This is a genomic window from Agrococcus sp. Marseille-P2731, from assembly GCF_900117395.1.
Lineage (GTDB): Bacteria > Actinomycetota > Actinomycetes > Actinomycetales > Microbacteriaceae > Agrococcus.
Map to the genome: position 1 here is coordinate 803974 of NZ_FPEG01000002.1, position 22819 is coordinate 826792.

The following is a 22819-nucleotide window of genomic DNA, read 5'->3' on the forward strand; positions in this document are numbered from 1 at the left end:
GGCGCGGCGGCGGATGCGCCCCGGCTGCCGGCGTCAGCGCGACTGCCACTCGGCGACGCGCCCCGTCGCCTGCGCGGCGCGCAGGATCCCGAGGTGCATGCGCTCGGCCTGCCCGAAGTAGCTGCGCTCGTAGAGCTCGTGCCGGGCGCCGAAGCCCGTGCCGACCGCATCCCACAGCTCGCCCATGACCTCGAGGCGCTCCCGCGCATCCGCCCCACCCGAGCCGCGCAGGAGCGGCTCGACGGCCAAGACGTGCTCGGTGCCGAGCGCGTCCGGCGGCACCGGCAGGTGCGCGAAGGCCGAGGCGAGCATGGTCTGCAGCGTGACGCGCATGCGGCTGTAGGCGTCGGGGCCGTAGCCCGCGAAGGCCATCGCCGCCTGCGGCCCGGGCCCGAGCGAGTCGCCGGAGGGCACCGCCTGCTCGATCATGGCGTCGCGCAGCGCAGCGACCGTGTCGCGGTAGGCGATCAGCTCGCCGAGCGCCGCCTGCACGCCCCGCAGCTCGCTCGTGCCCATGATCTCGGTCGCGCGCACCGCGAGGCCGGCGATGCGCTCGAGCTTCGCCTCGAGCCGCGTGGTGGCCTGGAAGACGAGGCGCACGTTCCAGCCGACGGCGCCGGTGTTGAAGGCCAGCATCGTCTCGGGGTCGCGGATGAAGACGTCCTCCCAGCGCACCAGCACGTCGTCGAACACCACGAGCGCGTCGTGCTCGGCGAAGCGGCTGGCGAGCGGCTGGTCGGCGCGCGCGGGCGTGCCGCGCGTGTAGATGCGGATGCCGGGGGTGCCGACCGGCACGGAGGCCGCGATCGCGAAGTCGCTCGTCTGCACCTCGCCGCCGAAGTGCGAGACGAGCAGGCGCTGCGCGGTGGCGGCGCCGGTGACGACGGCCTTCGCACCTCGGATCACGACGCCCTCGTCGGTCTCGCGCACGACGTGCAGGAACACATCCGCCACCTCGTCCGGCGGCAGGTCGCGGTCGACCGGCGGGTTCACGAGCGCCTGGGCGTAGTGCGTGACGTCGCGCTGGTCGCGGGCGTACATGTCGCGCACCTGCTGCTCGAAGCGGCCGAAGAAGGGCGCGTGCGCGGCCATCGAGCTGACGACGCTCGCCATGAACTCGGGCGTGCGGCCGACCCAGCCGTGGGTGCGGCGCTGCCAGGCGCGGATCGCCTCGCGCTGCGCCCGCAGGTCGTCGCGAGTGTGGGGCAGCACCCAGAACGGATGCGTGACGCCGGCGCCGTCGGAGGTCGGGACGAGCACGAGTCCGTCGCCACCGTCGCCGTCGCCCTCGGCGTCGCCCTCGGCGTCGCCGTGCATCGTGTCGTAGAGCGACGCGATCGTGTGCGCGACACCGCGGAGCTCCGGGTGCTCGGCCACTCGCTCGACCGGCAGCCCGTCGTGGATGACGACGCGGCCGTCGTCGAGGCTCGCGAGGTAGTCGGCGCCGGTCTGCGGGCGACCGTCGTAGGGCCGAGCCATGCTGCTCCTAGTCGTCCGTCTCCTGCTGCTGGCGCTTGCGCCACCGGATGCCAGCGGCGATGAAGCCGTCGAGCTCGCCGTCGAAGACCGCGGAGGGGTTGTTCTGCTCGTGCAGCGTGCGGAGGTCCTTGACCATCTGGTACGGCGCGAGCACGTAGGAGCGCATCTGGTCGCCCCAGCTGGCGGCGATGTTGCCGGCGAGCTCCTTCTTGCGGGCCGCCTCCTCCTCGCGCTGCACGAGCATCAGGCGGCTCTGCAGCACGCGCATCGCGGCAGCGCGGTTCTGGATCTGGCTCTTCTCGTTCTGCATCGAGACGACGATGCCGGTCGGGATGTGCGTGATGCGCACCGCCGAGTCGGTCGTGTTCACGCTCTGGCCGCCGGGGCCGGACGAGCGGAAGACGTCGACGCGGATGTCGGTCTCGGGCACCTCGACCTCGTCGACCTGCTCGAACAGCGGCACGACCTCGACCGCTGCGAACGAGGTCTGGCGCTTGCCGGCCGCGCCGAAGGGGCTCATGCGCACGAGGCGGTGGGTGCCGGCCTCGACCGACATGTTGCCGAAGGCGTAGGGGGCGTTGATCTCGAACGAGGCCGACTTGATGCCCGCCTCCTCGGCGTAGCTGGTCTCGTAGACGCTCACGGGCATGCTGTGCTGCTCGGCGTAGCGCAGGTACATGCGCAGCAGCATCTCGGCGAAGTCGGATGCGTCGACACCGCCCGCGCCGGCGCGGATCGTGACGACGGCGGGCAGGGCGTCGAACTCGCCGTCGAGCAGCGTGCGCACCTCGAGCTCGGAGATGATCCGCTGCAGGCCCTTCAGCTCCTTCTTCGCCTCGTTCTGCGTCGCCTCGTCGCGCTCCTCGTTCGCCATCTCGACGAGCACCTCGAGGTCGTCGATGCGCTGCTCGGTCTCGATGATGCGACGCAGGTCGGTCTGCGCGTGGCTGAGCTCGCTCGTCACCTTCTGCGCGGCCTCCGGGTCGTCCCACAGGTCTGGTGCGCCGGCCGCCTCGGAGAGCCGGTCGATGTCGGCCTGCAGGCGCTCGGCGTCGAGCACCGACTTGATGTCGAAGAACGTGGAGCGCAGCTCGGCGATGGCGCCGGCGATGTCGAGATCGGCCATGATGCCCCAGCCTACCGACGCGAGCGCGGTCGGCTCGCAGTGCCTAGGCTCGCACTGTGAGCGGCATCGACCAGTCGGAGCGATTCCCGTGGCGCAGGATCGCGGGCGCCGCCTACGTGCCGACCGCCGCGTTCGCGATCGGCGAGGGCGCGGTCATCCCCTACATCCCGCTCATCGCGGGCGATCTGGGCGCGACGCTCGCCGTCGCGGCGATCGTCGCGGCGATGCTGACCGTCGGCCAGCTCGCGGGCGACCTGCCCGGCGGATCGGTCGTGGCGCGCTTCGGCGAGCGGCCGACGATGATCGGCGCTGGCCTGCTCGTGCTCGTCTCGCTCGCCATCGCCTACTTCGCCACCACCGTCTGGATGCTGGGCGCCGCCATCTTCGTGCTGGGGCTCGGCCACGCCGTCTTCGCGCTCGCGCGGCACGCCTTCATGACCACCTACGTGCCGCTGCGCTACCGGGCGCGGGCGCTCTCGACGCTCGGCGGCATCTTCCGCATGGGCATGTTCGTCGGGCCGCTCATCGGGTCGGCGGTGCTGGGGCTCGGCTTCGGCGTGAGCGCCGTCTGGCTCGTCTGCGCGCTCGGCACGATCATCGCGATCGTGGTGCTCATCGTGCTGCCTGATCCCTCGTCGGTCTTCGAGCGCACGCCGCCGACGACGGGCGTGGTGGAGCTGAAGCAGGAGCGCACCGGCATCTGGAGCGTCGTCCGCCAGCACGCCCGCGTGCTCGCCACGGTCGGCGCCGGCGCCGCGATGCTGGCGCTCGCGCGGCAGGCGCGCAACGTGCTGCTGCCGCTGTGGGCCATCTCGATCGGGCTCGATGCGGTGACGACGGGTCTCGTGATCGGCGTCGCGGGCGGCGTCGACTTCGCGCTCTTCTTCATCTCGGGCTGGGTGATGGATCGCTTCGGCCGCCTCTGGAGCGTCGTGCCCTCGCTCGCGCTCATGGCGGCCTCGTTCGTGACCCTGGCCCTCTCGCACGACGTCGATGCGGCGGTCGGATGGTTCATGGCAGCAGCGCTGCTCATGGCGCTCGGCAACGGGCTCGGCTCCGGCATCCTCATGACCCTCGGCGCCGACCTGGCCGATCCGCGCAACCCCGCGCCGTTCCTCGGAGCCTGGCGCCTCACGACCGACGCGGGCGGTGCCGCGGCGCCGCTGCTGATCTCGCTGCTCATCTCGGTCGCGTCGATCGCGTGGGCGGCCGGCGGGCTCGCAGCCCTCTGCATCGCGGGCGCGGCGACGCTGCTGCGCTGGCTGCCGCGGAAGGCTCGCGATTAGCTGCCCGCCGTCAGCTGGTCGGCGGCAGTGACGAGGGAGCGATGTACTCCTCCACCGCGACCCCCGAGTCGAAGGTGCGGGTGCGGTGGAGCGCGAACCTGCGCGGCTCGAAGGCAGTGTCGCCGAACAAGCGGATGCCGGAGCCGAAGACGACCGGATGACGCTTCAGCACGAGCCGGTCGATCTCCGGCAGGAGCGTGCCCGCGAGCTCGCCGCCGCCGCAGAGCCAGATGTCGAGCCCGTCCTCCTGCTTCAGCCTGCGGACGGTGGCGATGGGATCGTCGGTGAGCTCGATCGCCGGGTCGACCTCGCGCTGCCTCCGCGTCGCAACGACCTGCCGCAAGTGCGGGTAGGGGCTCCCAATGCCCGCGTCGAGTGCCGGGATGAGCGTGTTCCACCCCATGAGCACCGTGTCGAAGCGCGTGCGCGGCGGCTCGACCCCGAGTGCCGCATGCGCGTGCGCGGGCAGCGCATCCGCGTACTCGCCGAGGACCACGGACTCGTGATCGCCGCCGCCGAGCAGCGCGTCGAAGCCGCCGTCCGGGTCGGCGATGCAGCCGTCGAGACTGACGGCGACGTAGTAGACGAGCGCTCGCATGGCTTCTCCATTCACGACATCTGTCGTACTCAGTGTACGACAGATGTCGTGATCCCGCTAGGCTGACCCCATGGCTCGAAACCTCGAACGCCGCTCCGCGCTCGCCGACGCCGGGATCCGGGTGCTCGCCGAAGCAGGCGCCCGCGGGCTCACGCATCGTGCCGTCGACGCCATGGCTGGCACGCCACGCGGCACGGCCTCGAACTACTTCCCTACCCGCAGCGACCTGACATCCGCGCTCGTCGATCGCATCGGCGAGCGACTGGCGCCCGAGCCCGCGTTCGCGGCCGCGCGTGCCGCGCGGTCGCCCGACCGCGCACTCTTCGTCGAGTACGTGCGCGATGTGGTGCGGCGGCTGACCGACGACCCGCACGTCGCGCTCGCGCTCTTCGAGCTGCGGCTCGAGGCAGCTCGGCGACCGGCCGTGGCAGCGACGCTCGGCGCCTGGCGGCAGCGAGCGTTCGAGGAGGACGTCGCGTTCAACGGCGACGCGGGCCTCCCGGGAGGTCGCACCGAGATCGCCCTGATGCACTTCGCCATCGACGGCATGATGCTCGATCACCTCACCGTGCCGCTGCGCACCGGAGTATCGCTCGACGCGGCCATTGACCGGATCGTGGACAGCCTGCTCCCGTGACCCAGCGGCTCGCGCCTGCCGGCGCGACCAGCGGCCGTGCAACCGGCTAGCGTGAGCGGGCCGTGCGCGTCACTGCTCGTCGCGGCGCAGCTCCTGGCGGGCGGCCAGGTCGTGCGCGATCGAGGTCGCCTCGTCGCGCAGCTCGTCGTCGTTCAGCTCCCCCGCCTGGATCTGGCCGACCAGCTGCCGGAACGCCGGGTTCTGCATGAGCGCCTTGAGCCCGTCGGCCGCGCGCTCGGGCTCGTCGGTCGGCAGGCTCGCGGCGACCGCGTCGTAGTCGAAGGATTCCGGATCGATCTCGCTCATGCTGCGAGGGTAGCGGCGCGGGCTCGACGACCGGTCAGCGGAAGAACGGGATCGCGATCGGGCAGCGGAACTCGCGCAGCTGTCCCGCGCGCACCAGACCGATGATGCAAATCACCACGTGCGCGAGGTTGACACCGAAGAGCCACACGCCGAGCACCGTGAGCGCGCTGGCACTGAGCGCCTCCTGCTGCGCCGGCAGCACGTTCGTCAGGAGGCCGAGGGTCACGGCGCCTACGACGCACAGCACCGTGAGGAGCGCGTACGTCATCCCCCAGTTCGCGGCGTGCCTGCCCTGCGCGCCGACGAGACCCGCCCGCTTGCGCTGGCTCGCGCCGGCGCCGGCCATGATGACGCCGCCGAGCAGCTGGCCGAGGAACGGGATCGGGATGTAGGCGAGGAACCCGAGCGCCCACGCCCTGCCACCACCGCCCTCCGCCGGCCGAGGCGGCATGGCGCTCGCCGGTCGCAGCGCGGAGCCGACGGCAGCGCGCCCGGCGTCCGGGTGCATCGCCTGGTGCTCCGTGCTGCTCACGCTGCGAGCGTATCGATCGTCAGTCGACGAACACGGAACGCGCGGTCGATGTCACGTCGAGGCGGATGCCCTCCGGCAGCAGGAGGGAGACGACCGGTGGCCTCCAGGCGCTCGACACGGTGACGGTGGCGCTGCGCGCGTCGGCAGCAGCGCCCACCACCTGGATCGCGTCGAGGTCGCTCGCAGCTCGGGCCACCCAGTCGGCGGCGGCGCGATCCACGGCCGCTTCGGCGAGCTCCGGGGTCGCCGACTGACCGTCGAACCGCACCTGCTCGAGCGCGAATGCCTCCGCCGCCGCGAGCGCCGCGCCGTCTGCCACGGTGAAGAGTCGACGGCGCTCGATCAGCAGGCTCGTGGCCGCGGTCACCGCGAGGATGAGGGCGAGCGCGAGCGCCGCGAAGCCGATCGTCAGGACGAGCGTGGAGCCCTGCTCCTCATCCCGCATCCGTCGCCACGACGCGCCCGCGCCTCGGAAGTCTCGCGAACGGGGCTTCACGGTGCTCCGCCGAACGCCGAGACCGGCTGCATCGCCGTCGCCGATATCGGCACGCCCAGTCCGACATCGAGGTCCAGGAGCGGTGGGGCGAGCGGTAGCGGCACGGTTGCGACGATCTCCACCGTGACGGTGCCTCGTGCTGTCGAGCAGTCGCCGGCGCTCGGCGCGCAGACGACCGACACGGATGCGTCCACTGGATCGATCCCGGCGCCGGCGAGCGCCACCACGATGGCTCGGTCGGCTGCGGCGAGCCCTGCGTCATGGTCACCGGCCTGCGCGACCGCGCGGGCTGCGTGTCGGGCGCCGCCCTCGATGCCGAGCACCGCGTGCTGGATCTGCCCCAGCGTGATCACGAGGTAGACGAGCGGCACGAGCAGCAGCACGCCGACGGTCAAGAACTCGAGCGACGCCGAGCCGCCCTCGTCGCGCAGGCGTGCGACGACGCGGCGTGCGCTGGGCCCGTCATCCGAGCGTCTCGACGGGCGCATGACCGGTCACCTCCAGCGCGCTCGGCCCGAGCAGCCCGAGCACCGGCAGGGGTGCGAGCACCCGGATCTCGATCGTGTCGAGACCGGCGACGGCGCCCCGGGAAGCAGACACCTGCTGTGCGTAGTCGGCGCCGACTGCGGTCGTGATCAATGCACGCGTGCGATCGACGCCTGCGGCTGCATCGGCACCGACGAGTGACGCATGCCGCGCACCCTCGGCGGCAGCGTCGGTCACGGTCGCCCGCACGTGCATCGCGAGCGACAGCTGCAGCACCGACAGCACGAGCACCACGAGGAGCCCGGCCACCATCGTGAACTCCGCGACCGCCGAGCCGCGCTCGTCGGCCAGGCGCATCAGAAGCTCGTGACCCGCGCGATCGCCTGCTCGAACACCCCCGTGAGCGCGGGCCCGGCGACCGTCCAGATGACGATCACGAGTCCCGCCGTCATCAGGGTGACGAGCACCCATCCGGGGACGTCGCCGCGCTCCTCATCCTGGATGCGCCCCACCACGCGAGAGAACCGTCTGCTGATCGTTGTCATTGCTTCCTCCTTCAGAATCCGACTTGCAGGACATGGATGCCGGGCCAGAGCGCGAACGCGACCGTGGTCGGGAGCAGGCCGAACACCAGCGGCACGAGCATGGAGATCTCCTTGCGACCCGCCGCCTCGAGGAGCGCGCGCTTCGCTGCCTCGCGCGCGTCGAGCGCTTGCGCCTGCAGCGTCTGCGCGAGCGGCGTGCCGCGCTCGAGCGCCCCGCGCATCTGATCGACGCATCGAGACACCCCCGGATGGTCGAGCTCCTCCGACAGCGCCGCCAGGGCGCTCGACAGGCTCGAGCCGGCGGCCGCATCCGCCACCACTCCGGCGAGCTCGCGCCCCAACGCGCTCTGGCCCGCGGCACCGACGCGGCGCAGCGCATCCTGGAGTCCCTCACCCGCCGCGAGGCTGAGCGATACGAATTCGAGGATCGAGGGCAGCTCGCTCGAGATGCGCGCGAGGCGCCGCTTGGCCTGCCGTTGCACGAGCCAGTCGACCGCGAACGCGCCGATGGCTGCAGCGAGCGCGCCGAGTGCTGCTGGCAGCGCGACGGGCCCGCCCTGCATCGCCCCGACGACGCCGAGCGCGGTGCCCGCGGCACCGCAGAGCACGGCCCAGCGCAGCTGGCGCCCGCGGAATGCTCCGACGCTCTCGACAGCCGCCGCCTGGCGCAGTCGACGACGGATGCCATCCGGTGCTCCGAGCACTGCGTGCACGACGGGCGTGAGGCGGTCACCGACGGGCGAGGCGACGACGCCGACGATGCCGAGCGGATTGATGCGGCGACGGGCCATCAGGTCGCGAGCGCCGGAGGACACGTCGAGCACGTACGGCGCGACGCGATGCAGCAGCAGCGGTCGACGGAAGAGCGGCACGAGGCTCACCAGCATCCACACTCCGAAGCCGAGGGTGGTGCCGAGGATCAGGCTCCAGCCGACCTCGGCGCTCACGCGAACCACCGCGCCTCGGTCGGCAGCGCTCCGATGCGCAGCATCACGCGATACGCGATCCACGTCACCGCCGCACCCCCGGCGACGAGCGCGAAGCCGCCGGACGAGGTGTACGCCTGGGCGGCTTCTGGCCGGGTGGAGAGGAGCAGCAGCACGATCCAGGGCGCCACGACGCCCAGCCGAGCTGCGCTCACGATCCAGGTCTGGCGCGCCTCCAGCTCACCGCGGGTCGCGAGGTCGATGCGGAGGTAGGCCGCGAGCTCGCGCAGCACCGTCGTCATCTCGGTGCCCCCGACCTCGCGCGCCATCCGCAGCGTCTCGATGATGCGGTCGGCGACCGGGTCGGCGAGCCTCGCCTTCAGCCGATCGAGCGCGTAACCGAACGAGCCCGTCGCGCGGTGGTCAGCTGCGTAGGCGGCGAAGGCCGAGCGCGTGACGTCGGGACCGGTGTGCTCGAGCTGCGCGACCGCATCCGGCAGCGCCAGTCCGCTGCGCACCGCCGAGACGAGGTGGTCGACCACATCTGGCCACACGGCAGCCTGCGCGGAGCGCCGGCGCCTCGCGCGCCAGCGCACGGCGAGCAGCGGCCCGGTGGCGCCAGCCGCGAACGCGGCACCGGCGACCGCGACGACCGGCGCGAAGGCGAGGGCCAGCCCGGCCGCGAGCGCGCCGACCAGCAGCGACACGAGCGCGAGTGCGAGCGGAGGCACGTCGTCGAGCCCCGCCTGGGTCAGACGATCGAGCATCTTCGGTCGGAGCCGCGGTTCGGAGGTGCGTGCGCTCCGCGGCCACAGCCACGGGCTCGCGGTGAGCACGAGGCCGAGCCCCAGCGCCGCACCCAGCAGCCACGTCACGCGCTGCCCCTCGAGAGCAGCGCGGTCGGATCGATCCCGACCGCCGCGAACTTGGCCGACCGCGCGGGATGCGATCCCGTGGGTTCGAGCAGTCCGCCACGCAGCGCGAAGAGGCTCGAAGCCTCGATCACACCCGCCGTCGCCTGACCCGTCGGCGCCAGGATCTCGACGACGTGGCGATTGCCGCGCGCATCGATCGCCAGGTGCACGACCAGGTCGATGCACTGCGCGACCGTCGGCACCACGAAGCCGACGTCGATGTTGCGGCCCGCGAGCAGCGGCAGCGTCGTGAGCTTGCTGAGCGCATCGCGCGCTGAGTTCGCGTGGATCGAGCACATGCCGCTCACCCCGCAGTTCAGGGCGACCAGCAGGTCGAGCGCCTCGGCCTCGCGCACCTCGCCGACCACCAGCCGGTCCGGCCGCATGCGCAACGACTCCTTCACGAGCCGCCGCAGCGAGATCTCTCCCGTGCCCTCGAGCGAAGGCTGGCGGCACTGGAGCCCCACGATGTCGTCGACCGGAGGATCGAGCTCGAAGGTCTCCTCGACGGTCACGACGCGCTCCCCCGGGCGCACCGCCGCCAGCAGCGCGTTCAGCATCGTCGTCTTGCCCGCGTGCGTCGGCCCTGAGACCAGGATGTTGCAGCCCGCGAGCACCGCCTGCTTGAGGAAGGCCGCCGCTTGCTGGCTGAGTGCCCCGCGCTCGACGAGCGCGGTCAAGGACGCCAGCCGACGCGAGAACTTGCGGATGTTCAGGCTGATCGCACCGCGCGCGACGTCACCGCTCGCGACGTGCAGGCGCGAGCCGTCCGGCAGCGACGCGTCGACGAACGGAGAGCTGAGATCGACGCGGCGGCCCGTGGTGGAGAGCATCCGCTCGACCAGGTCGCGCACCTCGGTCTCGGTGAGTCGGAGCGGCAGCTGCTCGCTCACGCCCCCGCGAGCGCAGAAGACGCGCGAACCCTGATTGACCCAGATCTCCTCGATGTCGGGATCGTCCAGATAGGGCTGCAGCGGCCCGTAGCCGGACACGGCCGCGAGCACATCGCGCTCAGCCTTCCGCTCGTCCGTCAGCATCGGCAGGCTGCCACCCAGCGACCGCTCGGCGTAGGCGCGCACCGCATCGCGCACGTAGCGCTCGGCCAGGTCGCCCGACCCTGCCAGATCGATCCCGTCACGACGCACCTTCGCCCGCACGCTGGCGGTGATCTCGGCGACGGCTTGCTGCATGCGGGCCAGTGAACTCGACCGCTGCGGAGCGTCGCGGAAGTTGTCCACAGCGCGATCGACGTGCTGCGGCGCGATGACCCACAGACGCGAGGTATGCTCAGCGAAGGCGGTCTCCCCCAGCGCCTCCTCCTTCACCGTGGAAGGCCACCATGCCTCGCACTCAGACCCGCCCGCGCATCCGCGCCCGCGCGATCGCGATCGCAGCGACAGCGATGCTGCTGGCCGCGCCGCTCGTCACGCTCACCCCCGCTCCGGCCGCAGAGGCCCACTCGATCAAGAGGATCGCCGGCGCGAATCGCTACGCGACCTCGGTAGCCATGTCGCAGGCGCTCCCCTGGGTGGGCGAAACCGTCTACCTCGCCTCCGGGGCGAAGTTCCCCGACGCGCTCGCCGCCGGCCCGGTCGCTGCTGCCGAGCAGGCGCACCTGCTGCTCACGACACGGGACGCTGTCCCGCCCACGGTGATGCAGGAGATCGAGCGGATCTCCCCCGACACCGTGGTGCTTGTCGGGGACCAGCAGTCGATCTCATCGAGCGTCGCACGCGCTATCGAGACGGAGATCGGCGCGACCGTCGAGCGAGTCTCCGGCAGCAACCGATTCGAGACCGCGCTCGCGCTGCTCGACCGGGTCGAGGGCCTCGACGAGATCTGGGTGGTCGCGGGTGGCAAGTTCCCCGACGCCCTGGTCGCGGGATCTGTCGCCGGGCAGTCGAACGGCGGCATCATCCTCGACTGGCGAGGCACCACGCCCGCCCAGCTCGAGGCATGGCGCCAGCGCGTCGCCCCCTACGTCGAGGGACGGCCTGTGCGCGTCGCCGGCAGCACCGCTTCGGTCTCTGCCGCGACCGTCGAGGCGCTGCGTCGATCGGGTGCCACCTCGGTCGAGCGCTATGCAGGCAGCGACCGCTACGAGACCGCCGTGCGCATCCACGACGCGTTCAGCAGGACGGCACCGAACGGGAGGATGCTGCTCACGACCGGTCAGAACTTCCCCGATGCGCTCGGAGGATCGGTGCTCGCGGCTGCCACTGGCCAGCCGCTCTACCTGACGCCGACGCGCTGCCACACCCCGACCGCGACGATGCTGCGAGCCGAGCGCGATCAGCGCGGCGTGAGCGTCATCACCGGGCTCGGGGGCAAGCCGTCGCTCTCCGATCCAGCCCTGCGCTTGGAGAACTGCCCGCCGCCACCGCCTCGCCCGACTCCTCCGCCCCCAGCTCCGAGCATCCCTCCGGGCCCGGCGCCTTCGAGCTCGGTGAACTGCTCCGACTTCCGGACCCAGCGAGCGGCGCAGCTCTGGTTCGACTACTGGTTCCCGAGGTACGGCGACATCGCGGGCCTCGATCGCGACGATGACGGTCGAGCCTGCGAGACCCTTCCCTGATCGCTGCTGCGCACAGGATGCAGCTCGGGCACGACCGCTGCGAAGCAGGCGGGCGTCCCAACAGGTAGCGTGCCCGCATGACGGTGCAGCGCAGCTTCCCGATCCTCTCGACGCGTGACCTCGACGGGCTCGAGGCGTTCTACGTCGCAGCGTTCGACGCGGAACGTGTCTACGCCTTCGAAGCCGACGGGCGCGTGGTCTACGTCGCGCTTACCGTCGGCGCGTCGACGGTGAGCATCGGGGTCGACAACGACCTGCCGGGCGATCCGATGGGCGCGGCCCTCTGGATCTACGTCGACGACGCCGACGATGCATACCGCCGCGCGCTCGAGGTGGGAGCCACGAGCGTCGCGGCGCCAGCGCTCATGCCGTGGGGTGAGCGAGTTGCGCAGGTGCGGGATCCCGGGGGTTTCCTGCTCTACCTCGGTACGCCGGGCGAGTGAGCGGAGCCGCGGCAACCCGCGGCGGGCACGATCCACAGCCTCGCGCGGCGCACGCGCGTCACGGGATGTGCGCGCGGACCGCTGCCATGAAACCTCGAGCAGGCGATCGCCGCCGTCGAGGCGCACTTGGCGCTGCTCAGCCCTCCGCCCGGTGCAGCGTACGCTTCCTGATCCAGCGGTTCGGCTCGCCCACCGCGCCGGAGGTGTTCACGGCGTCGTCGCCGTGGTCACATCGAGCGCCGAAGACGCGAGATCCCTGGTTCACCCAGAGCTCTTCGACCTCGGGGTCGTCGAGGAACGGCCGCAGCAGACCGCAGCCCGGCACGGCGGCGAGCATCTCCTCGGGCACCGCTCGAGGCCAGTCACGCCGCGGATACCATCGGTGACGATGATCCCCGAGCCCGCTTCCCACGACCGCCGCACCGTGGCACTGCCGTGGGGAGACGTGTCCTACCTCGAATGGCAGCCCGGCACCCCGCCATCCGGATCGCCGCGACCCGCAGCGGGGGCGCCGACGGTGCTGCTGCTGCACGGCGGTGGCCTGGACTCAGCCCTGCTCTCGTGGGGCGGCATCGGCGGAGAGCTCGCGGCTGCCGGCCATCGTGTGATCGCCCCCGATCACCCCGGCTACGGGGCCAGCACCAGGGCTCCGTGGCGGGCCTCGCAGGATCGACTCCTGGGCTACGTCGCGGCGCTGATCGATGCGCTCCAGCTCGAGCACTACGTCATCGGCGGCCTCTCCCTCGGCGGCGGGCTCGCCATCGGGCATGCGCTCGGCCACCCGCAGCGGGTTGCCGGCCTCATGCTGCTCGGCAGCTACGGACTCATGCGCACGATCGTGCCGGGGCGCCTGGCCGCGCCCGTGCAGCTGCTCTCCTGGCTCAGCACCCGCGCTGGCCTGCTCGCGCTCGGGACTCGCGCCACACTGCGCAGCCGCGCCTTGCTCGACGCGAGCCTGCGGCCCGTCGTGCGCGACCCCGCGCAGCGCACACCGGAGCTGCTCGACGCCATCCTCGCCGAAGGCCGCCGGGGCACGGGCATCGAGGTCTTCGCCGAATGGCAGCGGGCAGAGGTGGGGCTGCGCACCCAGACGACCAGGTACAGCGAGCGCGTCGGGGAGCTGGCGATGCCGGTGCTCATCGTGCACGGCCAGCACGACTCCGGTGTGCCGCTCGCCGCGGCGCGCGCGGCTGCCGACACCATCCCCGACGCGCAGCTGCTCGTGGTGCCGGAAGCGGGGCACTGGGTGCAGCGCGACCGACCGGACGTCGTCGTGCCGGCGATGCAGCGCTACCTCCGCCGCCTCGCCTGAGGGGCGCATCAGGGCACGCGAGCGCGCTCCTCAGCCCTCCGCCCAGCGCAGCACCCGCAGCGCGCGCAGCGTGATCCAGCGGTTCGGCTCGCCCACCGCGCCGTAGTCGTTCACGGCGTCGCCGCCGTGGATCACGTCGAGGTGCCACGTGCCGTCGTCCTGGCGCTTCGAGCGCACGAGGTCGAGCGCCTCGCGCATCCGCTCGTCGGGAGCCGCGCCCACGGCGCGGAAGTGCTCGAGCGCCCGCAGCGCGTCGTACTCGTGGCGCGGCGGGAAGGCGAGCTGCACGTAGCTCGGCTTCGGCACCTCGCCGGTGGTCTTGCGCCGCAGCAGGTGCCGCTCGAGCAGGTAGCCCTCGCCGCTCTCTCGCGCCTCGCGCAGCCGCGGGTCGTCGCGCACGGCCTCGACCGCCGCGAGCGCCTCGAGCACCGCGATCGTCGTGTCGAACGACGAGCGCACGCTGCCTCGCTCCTGGTCGCAGTTCCAGCCGCCATCGGCCATCCGCTCCCCCAGCAGCCGCTCGACGACACGCTCGTCGAGCTCGCCGTAGTAGACGGCGTTCGTCACGAGGGCGGCGTTGATGCACGGCTCGACCTCGCCCTCGAAGAAGGGCTCGTCGTCGTACTCCCAGCGGGTGACGCGCTTGACGTCGGCGACCGCGGCGCGCACCTCGGCATCCGCCGGGTCGGCGCCCAGCAGCCGCAGCTCGGTCAGCACGTGCGATGTGGAGGTCCAGGGCTGCCCGGGAAGCGTCGGCTGCGTCGTCGGGAAGTGCGCGCCGCCCGCCCACTGCCCGTCTGCACCGCGAGCGGCCAGCAGCGCAGCGCCCCAGCCCTCGGTCGCGACCTTCGCGCGCTCGCTCGCCACCGCATCCGCCCCATCGTCGAGCAGGTCGGCCATCACCTGCCAGCGGATCGCCGGGTCGGAGTCGGGCTCGAGCAGCCAGTCGATGACGCGCATGCAGGCATCATGCACGTCGCCGCCCACATGGCACCAGCCCCTCGCGCGCCGAGGCGCTGCGAGGGGCTGGCGGGCGACGTGCCTAGCGGTACTCGGGGTTGTGGAAGCCGAAGCGACTGCCGTCCTCCCACGCGTTGCGGTCGTTGCCCTCCTTCGGGATGCCGGCCTGCAGCATCCGCCCGAGATGCAGCAGGTTCCACGCCATGATCGTGATGTTGCGCTTCGTGAAGTCGTTGTCGAAGCCGACGCGCGAGCCGTCCTCCTGCTCGTCGCCGTAGGAGGGCCCGGGCCCGGCCTCGCCCACCCAGCCGGCGTCGGCCTGCGGCGGGATCGTGTAGCCGATGTGCTGCAGGGCGTAGATGCCCTCGCGCGCGACGTGCTTCATGCCGTCCTCGTTGCCGCCGACGAGCACGCCGCCGACCTTGCCGTAGACGATCGACTGACCCGCGTCGTTCAGCTCGCCCGAGTGGGCGTAGAGCCGCTCGATCACGCGGCGGTAGACGCTCGAGCCGTCGCCGAGCCAGATCGGCGTCGCGAGCACCAGGATGTCCGCGGCGAGCACGCGCTCCCAGAGCGCCGGCCAGGCGTCCTCGCTCGCGCCGTGCTCGGTCATGTCGGGCTGCACCCCCGGCGCGATGGCGTGGTCGACGGCGCGCACCACCTCGACCTCGACGCCCTGCTGGCGCAGGATGTCGGCGCTCGCCTCGATCAGCAGCTCGGTGTGGCTGTCGCCGGGCGACGGGGTGAGGGTGCAGTTGATGTAGATGGCTCGGATGGGCTCAGTCATGTCCCTCACGCTGGCACGGCGGGCTGTGCGGCACCATGGAGGACCCGGCACGCGACCTCGGCGCGTCAGCGCTCGAGCGCAGCGATCAGCGCGCGCAGGCGGGCGGCGAACCGCGCGGCCGCCTCGGGGTCGCGCGGCAGGAAGCCCTGCCCCGTCTTGGCCCCCAGCTCGCCGCGGGCGACGCGGTCGCGCAGCATGGCGGGCGCGGCGGATGCGTCGCCGAGGCTCGGGAAGACGCCGTCGGTCACGCTCGCCCAGACGTCGAGCCCGCCGAGATCCATGATCTCGAACGGGCCGGCGAGCGCCCAGCGCGGGCCGAGCCCCGCGGTCACGGCCAGGTCGACCTGCTCAGGGGTCGCGACGCCGAGCTCCACGAGGTGCATCGCCTCGCGGTAGAGCGCCGCCTGCAGCCGGTTGGCGATGAAGCCCTCGACCTGCTGCGCGAGCGGCACCGCGGTCTTGCCGCAGCCCTCGAGCAGCCGAACTACCCGATCGACGCTCTCCTGGGGCGTCGCGGGCCCCGGCACGACCTCGACGAGCGGCACGGTGTCCGCCGGGTTGAAGAAGTGGGCGATCACGAGGCGCGCGGGCTCGCGCATCCCCGCCGCGAGCGCGTCGGGCGCGATCGACGAGGTGTTCGAGGCGATGATCGCGGTCGCGTTGGCCGCCTCGACGCGCGCGATGAGCTCGCGCTTGAGCTCGAGCCGCTCGGGCGCCGCCTCGAGCACGATGGTCGCGCCCGCGACCGCATCCTCGACGCTGTCGTGCGCGGACGCGCCGGCCGACGCGGCAGCGGCGGCCGCGGCCTGGGCGCGCACGTCGAACACGCGCACGCGGTGGCCGGCGGCGCCGAAGACGCGCGCGATGCCTGCACCCATGACGCCCGCGCCGAGCACCGCGATCGTCTCCGTCGTCGCTGCTGCCATCGCGCCGCCCTCCCGCATCCGTCAGCTCGTGCGGCCGCCGAGGCCGAAGGAGGCGGCCACGCGGTCAGGGATGAACGGGATGATCGGGGCGGCCAGGCGGTAGCGCCAGTCGGCGATGACCACCGCGCGCCGCGTGCGCAGGCCGCGGAGCCCGTCGCGGACGACGCTGGACGCATCCGCCCACCCCGCCCGCGGCACGCTCGTGGGGGCCACGCCCATGCGCTCGTGGAACTCGGTGGCCACGAAGCCCGGCAGCAGCGCGGTGACGACGACGCCGTCGGAGCGGTACTGCGCAGCGAGCGACCGCGACAGCGCGATGACGTGCGCCTTCGCCGCCGAGTAGGTGCCGCTCGGCAGCCGCCCAGCGAGGCTCGCGACGTTCAGGATGCCGCCGCGGCCGCGCTCGCGCATGCCCGGCAGCGCTGCGTGCGCCAGGCGGGTCGGCACCCACGCGAGCAGCTCGTGCATGCGCCGCTCGTCGGCGATGGCGGATGCGTGGAAGGGCTCGGCGACGGCGAACCCGGCGTTGTTGACGAGCACGTCGACCGGCCGCGCGGCATCCGCCAGGCGCTCCGCGACCAGCTCGAGGCCATCCTCGGTGGTGAGATCGGCCGGCAGCACCTCGATCGCGACCGGCAGCGTCGCCGCCAGCGCCTCGAGCCGCTCGGCGTCGCGCGCGACCAGCACGAGCGAGAACCCGTCGGCGGCGAGCCGCCTGGCGAACTCGGCTCCGAGCCCCGCCGAGGCACCGGTGATCAGCGCGCGCATCTGCATGCCGCAAGCCTGGCAGACCCTGCGCATCCGCGTGGGTCGCCGCCGGTATCCTGATCGCACCACGCGGGAGTGGTGGAATTGGCAGACACGCAAGGTTTAGGTCCTTGTGCCCTCGTGGCGTAGGGGTTCAAGTCCCCTCTCCCGCACTCGACGCACTATGCGAAGGAGCACGCGCGTGCATCCGCTGCCATCAGAGTTCCTCATCGACATCGAGGGCCTCATCACCGGCGCGGGCGCCTGGGCGCTCGTCGTCGTCTGCGCGATCGTCTTCATCGAGACGGGCCTGCTGGTCGGCTTCCTGCTGCCGGGCGACACGCTCCTCGTGATCGCCGGCGTGCTCTCCTTCACCGGCGTCATCCATCAGCCGATCTGGCTCGTGATGCTCTGCATCGCGGTGTGCGCGATCGCCGGCGACCAGCTGGGCTACTACATCGGCAAGAAGGCCGGGCCGCCGATCTTCCAACGACGATCGTCCGGGCTCTTCTCGCATCGCACCATCGAGCGCACCAACCGCTTCTTCGTGCGCTACGGCGCCGCTGCCGTCATCATCGCCCGCTTCATCGGCATCGTGCGCACCTTCATGCCCGTCGCCGCCGGCGTGGGGCGCATGCCGTGGCCGCTGTTCTTCCGCCTCGACATCATCGGCGGGGTGCTGTGGGGCGCCGGGCTGCCGCTGCTGGGCTGGGGCGTCGCGCACATCCCCGGCGTCGCCGAGGTCGTCACCGAGTACATCGACCTCGTGCTCATCGGCGTCGTCGTCATCGCCGTGATCTTCATCGTCGTGCACGCGATCCAGTCGCGCCGAGAGGTCGAGCGCGAGATCCGCGACGGCTCGTCGGACAACCAGGTGCAGACGCTCGACCTCTCCGGCTCGAACGACGTCGGTCTCGAGCGCTGAGCAGGGCGCTCCGCGGTCAGCGGCGAAGCGGGGCCGCCGCCGCGCTCAGGCGCTCAGCCAGATCGACCGCGCGACCTCGGGGCCGAGGTCGACCGTGCCCCGCGCGGTCTCGACCTGAATCGAGCCCGAGTAGGGCTTCTGGCCCAGCACCGTGAGCGTGGCGTCGAGCGCGACCCCCTCCTCGGCGAGGAAGCGCAGCATGGCCGGATCGTCGTCGGCGATGCGCACCACGGTGCCCGCATGGCCGAGCTCCGCGGCCGCCAGCAGCACCGCATCCGGCCGCACCACCGTGCCGTCGACCGTCGGGATGGGGTCTCCGTGCGGATCGCGCACCGGGTCGCCGAGCGAGCGGGCGATCGAGTCGAGCAGCCGATCGCTCATCGCGTGCTCGAGGATCTCGGCCTCGTCGTGCACCTCGTCCCACTCGTAGCCGTGTCGCTCGACGAGCCAGGTCTCGACGACGCGGTGGCGCCGCACCTGCCGCAGCGCGAGCGCCGCGCCCTCGCGCGTGAGCTCGATCGCGCCGTAGGGGCGGTGGTGCACGAGGCCGGCGGCCGCCAGCTTCTTCACCATCTCGGTGACGGTCGAGTTCGCGAGCCCGAGGCGCGCGGCGAGCTGCGAGGGCGTCACCGGCTCCGGCTGCCACTCGGTGTGGTGGTAGATGGCCTTGACGTAGTCCTCAGCCGCTGTGGACTGCATGTCGCCTCGCTCTCGCCCACCGCATCACGAGGCCCCGACGGGGCCCGAAGAGCAACGCTAGCCCGAACGCGAGCCCCTGCGTCAGCACCACCGCGCCGCCGGGCGAGATGTCGAGCCAGAAGGCCGCCATCAGGCCCACGAGCGACGCGACGACCGTGACTCCCACCGACCAGGCGAGCAGCGCATCCCACCGCACCGCGATGAGCGAGGCCGTCGCACCGGGGATCACGAGCATCGCGACCACCAGGATGATGCCGACCGCTTGCAGCGCCGTCACGACCGTGAGCGCGAGCGCCCCCAGCAGCACGGCGTGCAGGATGCGCGGGCGCAGCCCGATCGCGTGCGCGTGCCCCGCGTCGAAGGCGACGAGGGTCAGGTCGCGCCGCAGGATCAGGAGCGTCGCGCAGACGATGCCGCCGACGATGAGCACCTGCGCGATGTCGAGGTCGCTGACGCCGAGCACGTTGCCGAACAGGATGTGCTGCAGATCGGTGTCGGATGGGGTCACCGAGATGATCACGAGGCCGAGCGCGAAGAGGGTGGTGAAGACCACGCCGATCGCCGCATCCGCCTTGATCCTGGTGGCGGCGCGGACCCCGCCGATGAGTGCGACGGCGCCGATGCCGAACACCGCGGCGCCGATCGCGAAGGGCAGGCCGAGGATGTAGGCGAGGGCGACGCCCGGGAGCACCGCGTGCGAGACCGCGTCGCCCATGAGCGACCAGCCCATCTGCACGAGCCAGGTCGACAGCAGCGCGCACGCGACGGACGCTACGAGCGTGACGAGCATCGCGCGCTGCATGAAGGCGTAGGTGAAGGGCGCGAGGATCGCGTCCAGGAGGCTCGCGTCCATCAGCGCTCGTGCTCCTCGGGGCCAGGCTCCACCCGATGCATCTCGGACTGGCCCAGGTCGGCCCGACCCGGCCGGCCGCCGCCGAATGCCTCGGCGATGCGCTCGGGTGTCAGCGTCTCGGCGGGCGGCCCGTGGTGCAGCAGCCGGCCGCGCTGCAGCAGCAGCACGCGATCGACGAGCTCCGCGACGCCGGACAGGTCGTGGTGCACGATGACGACGCTGCGCCCACGATCGCGCAGGCCACGCAGGACCTCACCGATCGCCGCCTCGCTCGTGCGGTCGACGCCCGCGAAGGGCTCGTCGAGCAGCATGAGCTGCGCATCCTGCGCGATGGCTCGTGCCACGAAGGCGCGCTTCCGCTGCCCGCCGGAGAGCTCGCCGATCTGGCGGTCGGCGAGGTGCTCGAGGCCGAGCAGCGCGATCGCCTCCTCGACCGCCTCGCGGTCCGGCTTCCGCGCGATGCGCAGCACGCCCATCCGCCCGTACCTGCCGGTCGTCACGACATCCCGCACCGTCACCGGGAACTCCCAGTCCACGGCCTCCGCCTGCGGCACCGATGCCACGAGCCCCGCGCGCCGGGCCTTGCCGGGGGTGCGTCCGAGGATCCGCACGGTCCCCTCGTGCGGCACGCGCTCGAGCACGGCCGACAGCATCGACGACTTGCCGGAGCCGTTGACGCCCACGAGCCCGGTGATCTCACCGGCGCGGATGCGCACGGTCACGCCCGAGAGCGCGCGCACCTCGCCATAGCGGACCCCGAGGCCCTCGGTGACGATCGCGTCGTGCGCGACCGTGTCGCGCATCCGCTCGCCGCCGTCTGCGCGCCCGCCCGTGCTCCTGCGATCGTTCATCGCCGCAGCCCCTCCAGGATGAGGTCGATGTCGTGCTGGATGAGCGCGAGGTAGGTCGGCGCCGGGCCGTCGGGCGGCGAGAGCGAGTCGACGTGCAGCCCGCCGTCGAAGCGCACACCGGCGGTGCGGGCGATCTGCTCCTGGGTGCCCGGATGGGTGGTGGACTCGCAGAAGACGGTCGGCACCCCGGTGCGCTCGACGACGGCGGCCACCTCGGCGATCGCTTGCGGCGTGCCCTGGCCGCCCGCGTTCACCGGCCAGAGGCTCGCCTCGGTCAGACCGGCGTCCCGCGCGAGGTAGCTGAAGGCGCCCTCGCACGTCACGAGCACCCGGTGCTCGGGCGGCAGCGCCGCGACGCCCTGCCGCAGCCGCTCGCGCTGGCGCTCGAGCTCGGCCGTCACCGCCGCGGCGTTCGCGTCCACCGCGGCGCGCTGCTGCGGCACGAGGTCGCCGATGGCGACGCGGAGCGCCTCGACGTAGCGCGCGCCCTCGACGGGCGACACCCAGGCGTGCGCGTTCGGGCTGCCGGCGTAGTGGCCGGTGTCGATCGCGATCGGGTCGGCGCTGTCGCTGAGCACGACGTGCGGCGCATCGGCGCGCTCGACGAGCGTCAGCAGCCAGTCGTCGATGCCCATGCCGTTGGTCACGACCAGGTCGGCGCCCTCGGTGCGCACGAGGTCGCCAGGTGTGGGCTCGTAGTCGTGCACCTCGACGCCCACGCGCGTGAGCGACTCGACGCGCGCTGCGTCACCGGCCACCGCTCGGGCGAGGTCGGCGATCACGGTGAAGGTGGCGAGCACGAGGGGGCGGTCGTCGCCGACCTCCGGCACGTCCCCGGCGGCTGAGCCGCTCGGAGCGCACCCGGCGACGGTCGCGAGCGCACCCGCGCACAGAGCGCTCATGAGCACTCTTCGCCATCCCGCACGACCGTCTTTCGGCATACCGAAATCGTGCCACATCCGAGCCGAGCACGCCAGCCCATCGGCGCCGCGCTGCGCGAGCTCGCCCAGCCGGAGGCCGAGCCGGCGTCAGCTCGCCTGGATCCGCTCCGCGAGCGCGGTGAACGCGATGCGGCGGTGGCTCAGCGCGTCCTTCTCCTCCGCCGTCAGCTCTCCCGCGGCCCTGCCCCCGCCGTCGTGCGGCACGAAGATCGGGTCGTAGCCGAACCCGCCCTCGCCGCGCGGCGCATCCGCGACCTCGCCCTGCCACTCGCCGCGCACGACGATCTCGCCGGCGCTGTCGACCCATGCTGCCGCGCACACGAAGCGGGCGGTGCGATCCTGACCGTCGCCGAGGTTCGTCAGCAGCAGCTCGAGGTTGTCGCGGTCGTCGCGCGTGCCCGCGTAGCGCGCGGAGTGGATGCCGGGGGCGCCGCCGAGCGCATCGACCTCGATGCCCGAGTCGTCGGCGAGCGCCGGCAGCCCGGTGCGTTGATGCGCCGCCCGCGCCTTGATGAGGGCGTTCGCCTCGAAGGTGTCGCCGTCCTCGACCGCCTCCGGCCCGTCGTCGGGCACCAGCTCGACGCCCGGCAGCAGCGGCGCGAGGATGCGCCCGAGCTCCTCGACCTTGTGCGGGTTGTGCGTGGCGACGACGACCTGCAGTCCTCCCCCGACGAGCTCGAGCCCCGTCGATCCCGTCACGCTCATGCGGCGCCTCCCAGCACCTCGCGCTGGATCTCCGTGAGCCGGGCGGTGCCGGCGAGCGCGATGTCGAGCATCGCGTCGAGCTCCGCGCGGTCGAACGGCGCGGCCTCGGCGGTGCCCTGCACCTCGACGAGCAGCCCGCGGCCCGTCGCGACCACGTTCATGTCCGTCTCCGCCCTGACGTCCTCGGTGTAGGCGAGATCGAGCATGGGCGCCCCGTCGACGATGCCGACCGAGACGGCGGCGATCGAGTCGAGCAGCGGCTTCGCGCTCTTCGCCACGCGCCCGGCGGCCTGCGCCCACGCGATGGCGTCCGCGAGCGCCACCCAGGCGCCCGTGATCGCGGCGGTGCGGGTGCCGCCGTCGGCCTGCAGCACGTCGCAGTCGACCGCGATCGACAGCTCGCCGAGGGCCCGCATGTCGACCCCTGCGCGCAGGCTGCGGCCGATGAGCCGCGAGATCTCGTGGGTGCGGCCGCCGACCTTGCCGCGCACGCTCTCGCGATCCATCCGCTCGTTGGTCGAGCGCGGCAGCATCGAGTACTCCGCGGTCACCCATCCCTTGCCCTTGCCGGACATCCAGCGGGGCACGGTGGGCATGACGGATGCGGTGCACAGCACCCGCGTGCGGCCGAAGGTGACGAGCGCGCTGCCCTCGGCCTGCTCGCTCCATCCGCGCTCGATGCTGACCTCGCGCAGCTGATCGAGGTGCCTGCCGTCCTTGCGCGTGCCGCCGGTCGCGACGGTGCTGTCCATGCCCACTGGGGC

The 22819-nt window shown here is 72.5% G+C and carries 29 protein-coding genes and 1 tRNA gene; 7 read left to right on the forward strand and 23 right to left on the reverse strand.

Annotated features, from left to right (window positions below):
* Nucleotides 1-33: 33 nt before the first annotated feature.
* Nucleotides 34-1479 carry a 4-hydroxyphenylacetate 3-hydroxylase N-terminal domain-containing protein gene (locus tag BQ6202_RS07765; RefSeq protein ID WP_072313839.1) on the reverse strand — a complete coding sequence of 482 codons (1446 nt, stop codon included), beginning with the start codon at nucleotides 1477-1479 and terminating at the stop codon, nucleotides 34-36.
* Nucleotides 1480-1486: 7 nt separating this feature from the next.
* Nucleotides 1487-2605 carry a peptide chain release factor 2 gene (prfB, locus tag BQ6202_RS07770; protein WP_072313840.1) on the reverse strand — a complete coding sequence of 373 codons (1119 nt, stop codon included), beginning with the start codon at nucleotides 2603-2605 and terminating at the stop codon, nucleotides 1487-1489.
* Between the two features lie 56 nt (nucleotides 2606-2661).
* On the opposite strand from prfB, the gene BQ6202_RS07775 reads away from it, so the two are divergent.
* Nucleotides 2662-3891: an MFS transporter gene (locus BQ6202_RS07775; protein ID WP_327021584.1), complete on the forward strand. Its 1230-nt coding sequence runs from the start codon at nucleotides 2662-2664 to the stop codon at nucleotides 3889-3891.
* A gap of 10 nt (nucleotides 3892-3901) precedes the next feature.
* Here BQ6202_RS07775 and BQ6202_RS07780 read toward each other — a convergent pair whose 3' ends face one another.
* Complete coding sequence (locus BQ6202_RS07780; protein WP_072313841.1) at nucleotides 3902-4489, reverse strand: dihydrofolate reductase family protein; 588 nt, start codon at nucleotides 4487-4489, stop codon at nucleotides 3902-3904.
* Between the two features lie 70 nt (nucleotides 4490-4559).
* Between BQ6202_RS07780 and BQ6202_RS07785 the strand changes: the two genes are divergently transcribed.
* On the forward strand, nucleotides 4560-5126 hold the full coding sequence (locus tag BQ6202_RS07785) for a TetR/AcrR family transcriptional regulator (RefSeq protein WP_072313842.1): 567 nt from the start codon (nucleotides 4560-4562) through the stop codon (nucleotides 5124-5126).
* Between the two features lie 69 nt (nucleotides 5127-5195).
* Here the strand turns inward: BQ6202_RS07785 and BQ6202_RS07790 are convergent, their stop codons facing one another.
* Genes BQ6202_RS07790 through BQ6202_RS07830 form a run of 9 tightly spaced genes read right to left on the reverse strand, consistent with a single transcriptional unit; the run spans nucleotide 5196 to nucleotide 10521 of the window.
* Entirely contained in the window at nucleotides 5196-5432 is a 237-nt protein-coding gene (locus BQ6202_RS07790; RefSeq protein WP_072313843.1) for a hypothetical protein, read from the reverse strand.
* A 34-nt stretch (nucleotides 5433-5466) separates the two neighbouring features.
* Nucleotides 5467-5964, reverse strand: coding sequence for a magnetosome magnetite crystal formation protein family (locus BQ6202_RS07795; protein WP_072313844.1), 498 nt, complete (start codon nucleotides 5962-5964; stop codon nucleotides 5467-5469).
* A gap of 19 nt (nucleotides 5965-5983) precedes the next feature.
* Complete coding sequence (locus BQ6202_RS07800; protein ID WP_072313845.1) at nucleotides 5984-6409, reverse strand: pilus assembly protein TadG-related protein; 426 nt, start codon at nucleotides 6407-6409, stop codon at nucleotides 5984-5986.
* Between the two features lie 47 nt (nucleotides 6410-6456).
* Nucleotides 6457-6948 carry a hypothetical protein gene (locus BQ6202_RS07805; protein ID WP_072313846.1) on the reverse strand — a complete coding sequence of 164 codons (492 nt, stop codon included), beginning with the start codon at nucleotides 6946-6948 and terminating at the stop codon, nucleotides 6457-6459.
* On the reverse strand, nucleotides 6923-7303 hold the full coding sequence (locus tag BQ6202_RS07810; RefSeq protein ID WP_327021585.1) for a TadE/TadG family type IV pilus assembly protein: 381 nt from the start codon (nucleotides 7301-7303) through the stop codon (nucleotides 6923-6925). The genes BQ6202_RS07805 and BQ6202_RS07810 overlap by 26 nt, the downstream gene beginning before the upstream one ends.
* Entirely contained in the window at nucleotides 7303-7491 is a 189-nt protein-coding gene (locus BQ6202_RS07815; protein ID WP_072313847.1) for a hypothetical protein, read from the reverse strand. The genes BQ6202_RS07810 and BQ6202_RS07815 overlap by 1 nt, the downstream gene beginning before the upstream one ends.
* An 11-nt stretch (nucleotides 7492-7502) precedes the next feature.
* Nucleotides 7503-8438 carry a type II secretion system F family protein gene (locus tag BQ6202_RS07820; protein WP_072313848.1) on the reverse strand — a complete coding sequence of 312 codons (936 nt, stop codon included), beginning with the start codon at nucleotides 8436-8438 and terminating at the stop codon, nucleotides 7503-7505.
* The gene (locus BQ6202_RS07825; RefSeq protein ID WP_072313849.1) at nucleotides 8435-9292 is read right to left on the reverse strand and encodes a type II secretion system F family protein; all 858 of its coding nucleotides are present in this window, start codon (nucleotides 9290-9292) and stop codon (nucleotides 8435-8437) included. The genes BQ6202_RS07820 and BQ6202_RS07825 overlap by 4 nt, the downstream gene beginning before the upstream one ends.
* Nucleotides 9289-10521, reverse strand: coding sequence for a TadA family conjugal transfer-associated ATPase (locus BQ6202_RS07830; protein ID WP_072314007.1), 1233 nt, complete (start codon nucleotides 10519-10521; stop codon nucleotides 9289-9291). The genes BQ6202_RS07825 and BQ6202_RS07830 overlap by 4 nt, the downstream gene beginning before the upstream one ends.
* Before the next feature lie 149 nt (nucleotides 10522-10670).
* Between BQ6202_RS07830 and BQ6202_RS07835 the strand changes: the two genes are divergently transcribed.
* Nucleotides 10671-11906 carry a cell wall-binding repeat-containing protein gene (locus BQ6202_RS07835; RefSeq protein WP_072313850.1) on the forward strand — a complete coding sequence of 412 codons (1236 nt, stop codon included), beginning with the start codon at nucleotides 10671-10673 and terminating at the stop codon, nucleotides 11904-11906.
* Nucleotides 11907-11983: 77 nt separating this feature from the next.
* Nucleotides 11984-12349, forward strand: coding sequence for a VOC family protein (locus tag BQ6202_RS07840; protein ID WP_072313851.1), 366 nt, complete (start codon nucleotides 11984-11986; stop codon nucleotides 12347-12349).
* A 136-nt stretch (nucleotides 12350-12485) separates the two neighbouring features.
* On the opposite strand, the gene BQ6202_RS07845 is transcribed toward BQ6202_RS07840, so the two are convergent.
* Nucleotides 12486-12698 (reverse strand): hypothetical protein, encoded by a 213-nt coding sequence (locus tag BQ6202_RS07845; RefSeq protein ID WP_072313852.1) that lies wholly within the window; start codon nucleotides 12696-12698, stop codon nucleotides 12486-12488.
* A gap of 39 nt (nucleotides 12699-12737) precedes the next feature.
* Between BQ6202_RS07845 and BQ6202_RS07850 the strand changes: the two genes are divergently transcribed.
* On the forward strand, nucleotides 12738-13661 hold the full coding sequence (locus BQ6202_RS07850) for an alpha/beta fold hydrolase (protein WP_083587083.1): 924 nt from the start codon (nucleotides 12738-12740) through the stop codon (nucleotides 13659-13661).
* A 30-nt stretch (nucleotides 13662-13691) separates the two neighbouring features.
* On the opposite strand, the gene BQ6202_RS07855 is transcribed toward BQ6202_RS07850, so the two are convergent.
* From BQ6202_RS07855 to BQ6202_RS07870, 4 genes are all read right to left on the reverse strand, one after another.
* Nucleotides 13692-14621: a prenyltransferase/squalene oxidase repeat-containing protein gene (locus BQ6202_RS07855; protein WP_072313853.1), complete on the reverse strand. Its 930-nt coding sequence runs from the start codon at nucleotides 14619-14621 to the stop codon at nucleotides 13692-13694.
* An 82-nt stretch (nucleotides 14622-14703) separates the two neighbouring features.
* On the reverse strand, nucleotides 14704-15408 hold the full coding sequence (locus tag BQ6202_RS07860; RefSeq protein WP_072313854.1) for a flavodoxin family protein: 705 nt from the start codon (nucleotides 15406-15408) through the stop codon (nucleotides 14704-14706).
* A 65-nt stretch (nucleotides 15409-15473) separates the two neighbouring features.
* Nucleotides 15474-16334 (reverse strand): 3-hydroxyacyl-CoA dehydrogenase family protein, encoded by an 861-nt coding sequence (locus BQ6202_RS07865; RefSeq protein ID WP_072314009.1) that lies wholly within the window; start codon nucleotides 16332-16334, stop codon nucleotides 15474-15476.
* Nucleotides 16335-16355: 21 nt separating this feature from the next.
* A complete protein-coding gene (locus tag BQ6202_RS07870; RefSeq protein ID WP_072313855.1) occupies nucleotides 16356-17108 on the reverse strand; it encodes an SDR family NAD(P)-dependent oxidoreductase in 753 nt (250 codons plus the stop codon).
* 63 nt (nucleotides 17109-17171) lie between these two features.
* Here BQ6202_RS07870 and BQ6202_RS07875 point away from each other — a divergent pair.
* Both BQ6202_RS07875 and BQ6202_RS07880 read left to right on the forward strand, forming a co-directional pair.
* Nucleotides 17172-17254, forward strand: a tRNA-Leu gene (locus BQ6202_RS07875).
* Between the two features lie 29 nt (nucleotides 17255-17283).
* Complete coding sequence (locus BQ6202_RS07880) at nucleotides 17284-18006, forward strand: DedA family protein (protein WP_234946153.1); 723 nt, start codon at nucleotides 17284-17286, stop codon at nucleotides 18004-18006.
* Nucleotides 18007-18051: 45 nt separating this feature from the next.
* Here the strand turns inward: BQ6202_RS07880 and BQ6202_RS07885 are convergent, their stop codons facing one another.
* The 6 genes from BQ6202_RS07885 to rph form a co-directional block, all read right to left on the reverse strand.
* Nucleotides 18052-18705 (reverse strand): metal-dependent transcriptional regulator, encoded by a 654-nt coding sequence (locus BQ6202_RS07885; protein ID WP_072313857.1) that lies wholly within the window; start codon nucleotides 18703-18705, stop codon nucleotides 18052-18054.
* The gene (locus BQ6202_RS07890) at nucleotides 18686-19558 is read right to left on the reverse strand and encodes a metal ABC transporter permease (protein WP_072313858.1); all 873 of its coding nucleotides are present in this window, start codon (nucleotides 19556-19558) and stop codon (nucleotides 18686-18688) included. Before BQ6202_RS07890 ends, BQ6202_RS07885 begins: the two co-directional genes overlap by 20 nt.
* Nucleotides 19558-20409: a metal ABC transporter ATP-binding protein gene (locus BQ6202_RS07895; protein ID WP_234946154.1), complete on the reverse strand. Its 852-nt coding sequence runs from the start codon at nucleotides 20407-20409 to the stop codon at nucleotides 19558-19560. Before BQ6202_RS07895 ends, BQ6202_RS07890 begins: the two co-directional genes overlap by 1 nt.
* Nucleotides 20406-21311, reverse strand: coding sequence for a metal ABC transporter solute-binding protein, Zn/Mn family (locus BQ6202_RS07900; RefSeq protein WP_072314011.1), 906 nt, complete (start codon nucleotides 21309-21311; stop codon nucleotides 20406-20408). Before BQ6202_RS07900 ends, BQ6202_RS07895 begins: the two co-directional genes overlap by 4 nt.
* Nucleotides 21312-21437: 126 nt before the next feature.
* The gene (rdgB, locus tag BQ6202_RS07905; protein ID WP_072313859.1) at nucleotides 21438-22055 is read right to left on the reverse strand and encodes an RdgB/HAM1 family non-canonical purine NTP pyrophosphatase; all 618 of its coding nucleotides are present in this window, start codon (nucleotides 22053-22055) and stop codon (nucleotides 21438-21440) included.
* Nucleotides 22052-22807: a ribonuclease PH gene (rph, locus tag BQ6202_RS07910; RefSeq protein ID WP_072314012.1), complete on the reverse strand. Its 756-nt coding sequence runs from the start codon at nucleotides 22805-22807 to the stop codon at nucleotides 22052-22054. Before rph ends, rdgB begins: the two co-directional genes overlap by 4 nt.
* Nucleotides 22808-22819: the final 12 nt, after the last annotated feature.

Bases quoted from the DNA above. Each gene is read 5' to 3' on its own strand.
- BQ6202_RS07765 (WP_072313839.1), bottom strand. From the start codon at position 1,479: ATGGCTCGGCCCTACGACGGTCGCCCGCAGACCGGCGCCGACTACCTC.
- prfB (WP_072313840.1), bottom strand. From the start codon at position 2,605: ATGGCCGATCTCGACATCGCCGGCGCCATCGCCGAGCTGCGCTCCACG.
- BQ6202_RS07780 (WP_072313841.1), bottom strand. From the start codon at position 4,489: ATGCGAGCGCTCGTCTACTACGTCGCCGTCAGTCTCGACGGCTGCATC.
- BQ6202_RS07785 (WP_072313842.1), top strand. From the start codon at position 4,560: ATGGCTCGAAACCTCGAACGCCGCTCCGCGCTCGCCGACGCCGGGATC.
- BQ6202_RS07790 (WP_072313843.1), bottom strand. From the start codon at position 5,432: ATGAGCGAGATCGATCCGGAATCCTTCGACTACGACGCGGTCGCCGCG.
- BQ6202_RS07800 (WP_072313845.1), bottom strand. From the start codon at position 6,409: ATGCGGGATGAGGAGCAGGGCTCCACGCTCGTCCTGACGATCGGCTTC.
- BQ6202_RS07805 (WP_072313846.1), bottom strand. From the start codon at position 6,948: ATGCGCCCGTCGAGACGCTCGGATGACGGGCCCAGCGCACGCCGCGTC.
- BQ6202_RS07810 (WP_327021585.1), bottom strand. From the start codon at position 7,303: ATGCGCCTGGCCGACGAGCGCGGCTCGGCGGTCGCGGAGTTCACGATG.
- BQ6202_RS07815 (WP_072313847.1), bottom strand. From the start codon at position 7,491: ATGACAACGATCAGCAGACGGTTCTCTCGCGTGGTGGGGCGCATCCAG.
- BQ6202_RS07830 (WP_072314007.1), bottom strand. From the start codon at position 10,521: ATGCAGCAAGCCGTCGCCGAGATCACCGCCAGCGTGCGGGCGAAGGTG.
- BQ6202_RS07835 (WP_072313850.1), top strand. From the start codon at position 10,671: ATGCCTCGCACTCAGACCCGCCCGCGCATCCGCGCCCGCGCGATCGCG.
- BQ6202_RS07840 (WP_072313851.1), top strand. From the start codon at position 11,984: ATGACGGTGCAGCGCAGCTTCCCGATCCTCTCGACGCGTGACCTCGAC.
- BQ6202_RS07850 (WP_083587083.1), top strand. From the start codon at position 12,738: ATGATCCCCGAGCCCGCTTCCCACGACCGCCGCACCGTGGCACTGCCG.
- BQ6202_RS07855 (WP_072313853.1), bottom strand. From the start codon at position 14,621: ATGCGCGTCATCGACTGGCTGCTCGAGCCCGACTCCGACCCGGCGATC.
- BQ6202_RS07860 (WP_072313854.1), bottom strand. From the start codon at position 15,408: ATGACTGAGCCCATCCGAGCCATCTACATCAACTGCACCCTCACCCCG.
- BQ6202_RS07865 (WP_072314009.1), bottom strand. From the start codon at position 16,334: ATGGCAGCAGCGACGACGGAGACGATCGCGGTGCTCGGCGCGGGCGTC.
- BQ6202_RS07870 (WP_072313855.1), bottom strand. From the start codon at position 17,108: ATGCAGATGCGCGCGCTGATCACCGGTGCCTCGGCGGGGCTCGGAGCC.
- BQ6202_RS07885 (WP_072313857.1), bottom strand. From the start codon at position 18,705: ATGCAGTCCACAGCGGCTGAGGACTACGTCAAGGCCATCTACCACCAC.
- BQ6202_RS07890 (WP_072313858.1), bottom strand. From the start codon at position 19,558: ATGGACGCGAGCCTCCTGGACGCGATCCTCGCGCCCTTCACCTACGCC.
- BQ6202_RS07895 (WP_234946154.1), bottom strand. From the start codon at position 20,409: ATGAACGATCGCAGGAGCACGGGCGGGCGCGCAGACGGCGGCGAGCGG.
- BQ6202_RS07900 (WP_072314011.1), bottom strand. From the start codon at position 21,311: ATGAGCGCTCTGTGCGCGGGTGCGCTCGCGACCGTCGCCGGGTGCGCT.
- rdgB (WP_072313859.1), bottom strand. From the start codon at position 22,055: ATGAGCGTGACGGGATCGACGGGGCTCGAGCTCGTCGGGGGAGGACTG.
- rph (WP_072314012.1), bottom strand. From the start codon at position 22,807: ATGGACAGCACCGTCGCGACCGGCGGCACGCGCAAGGACGGCAGGCAC.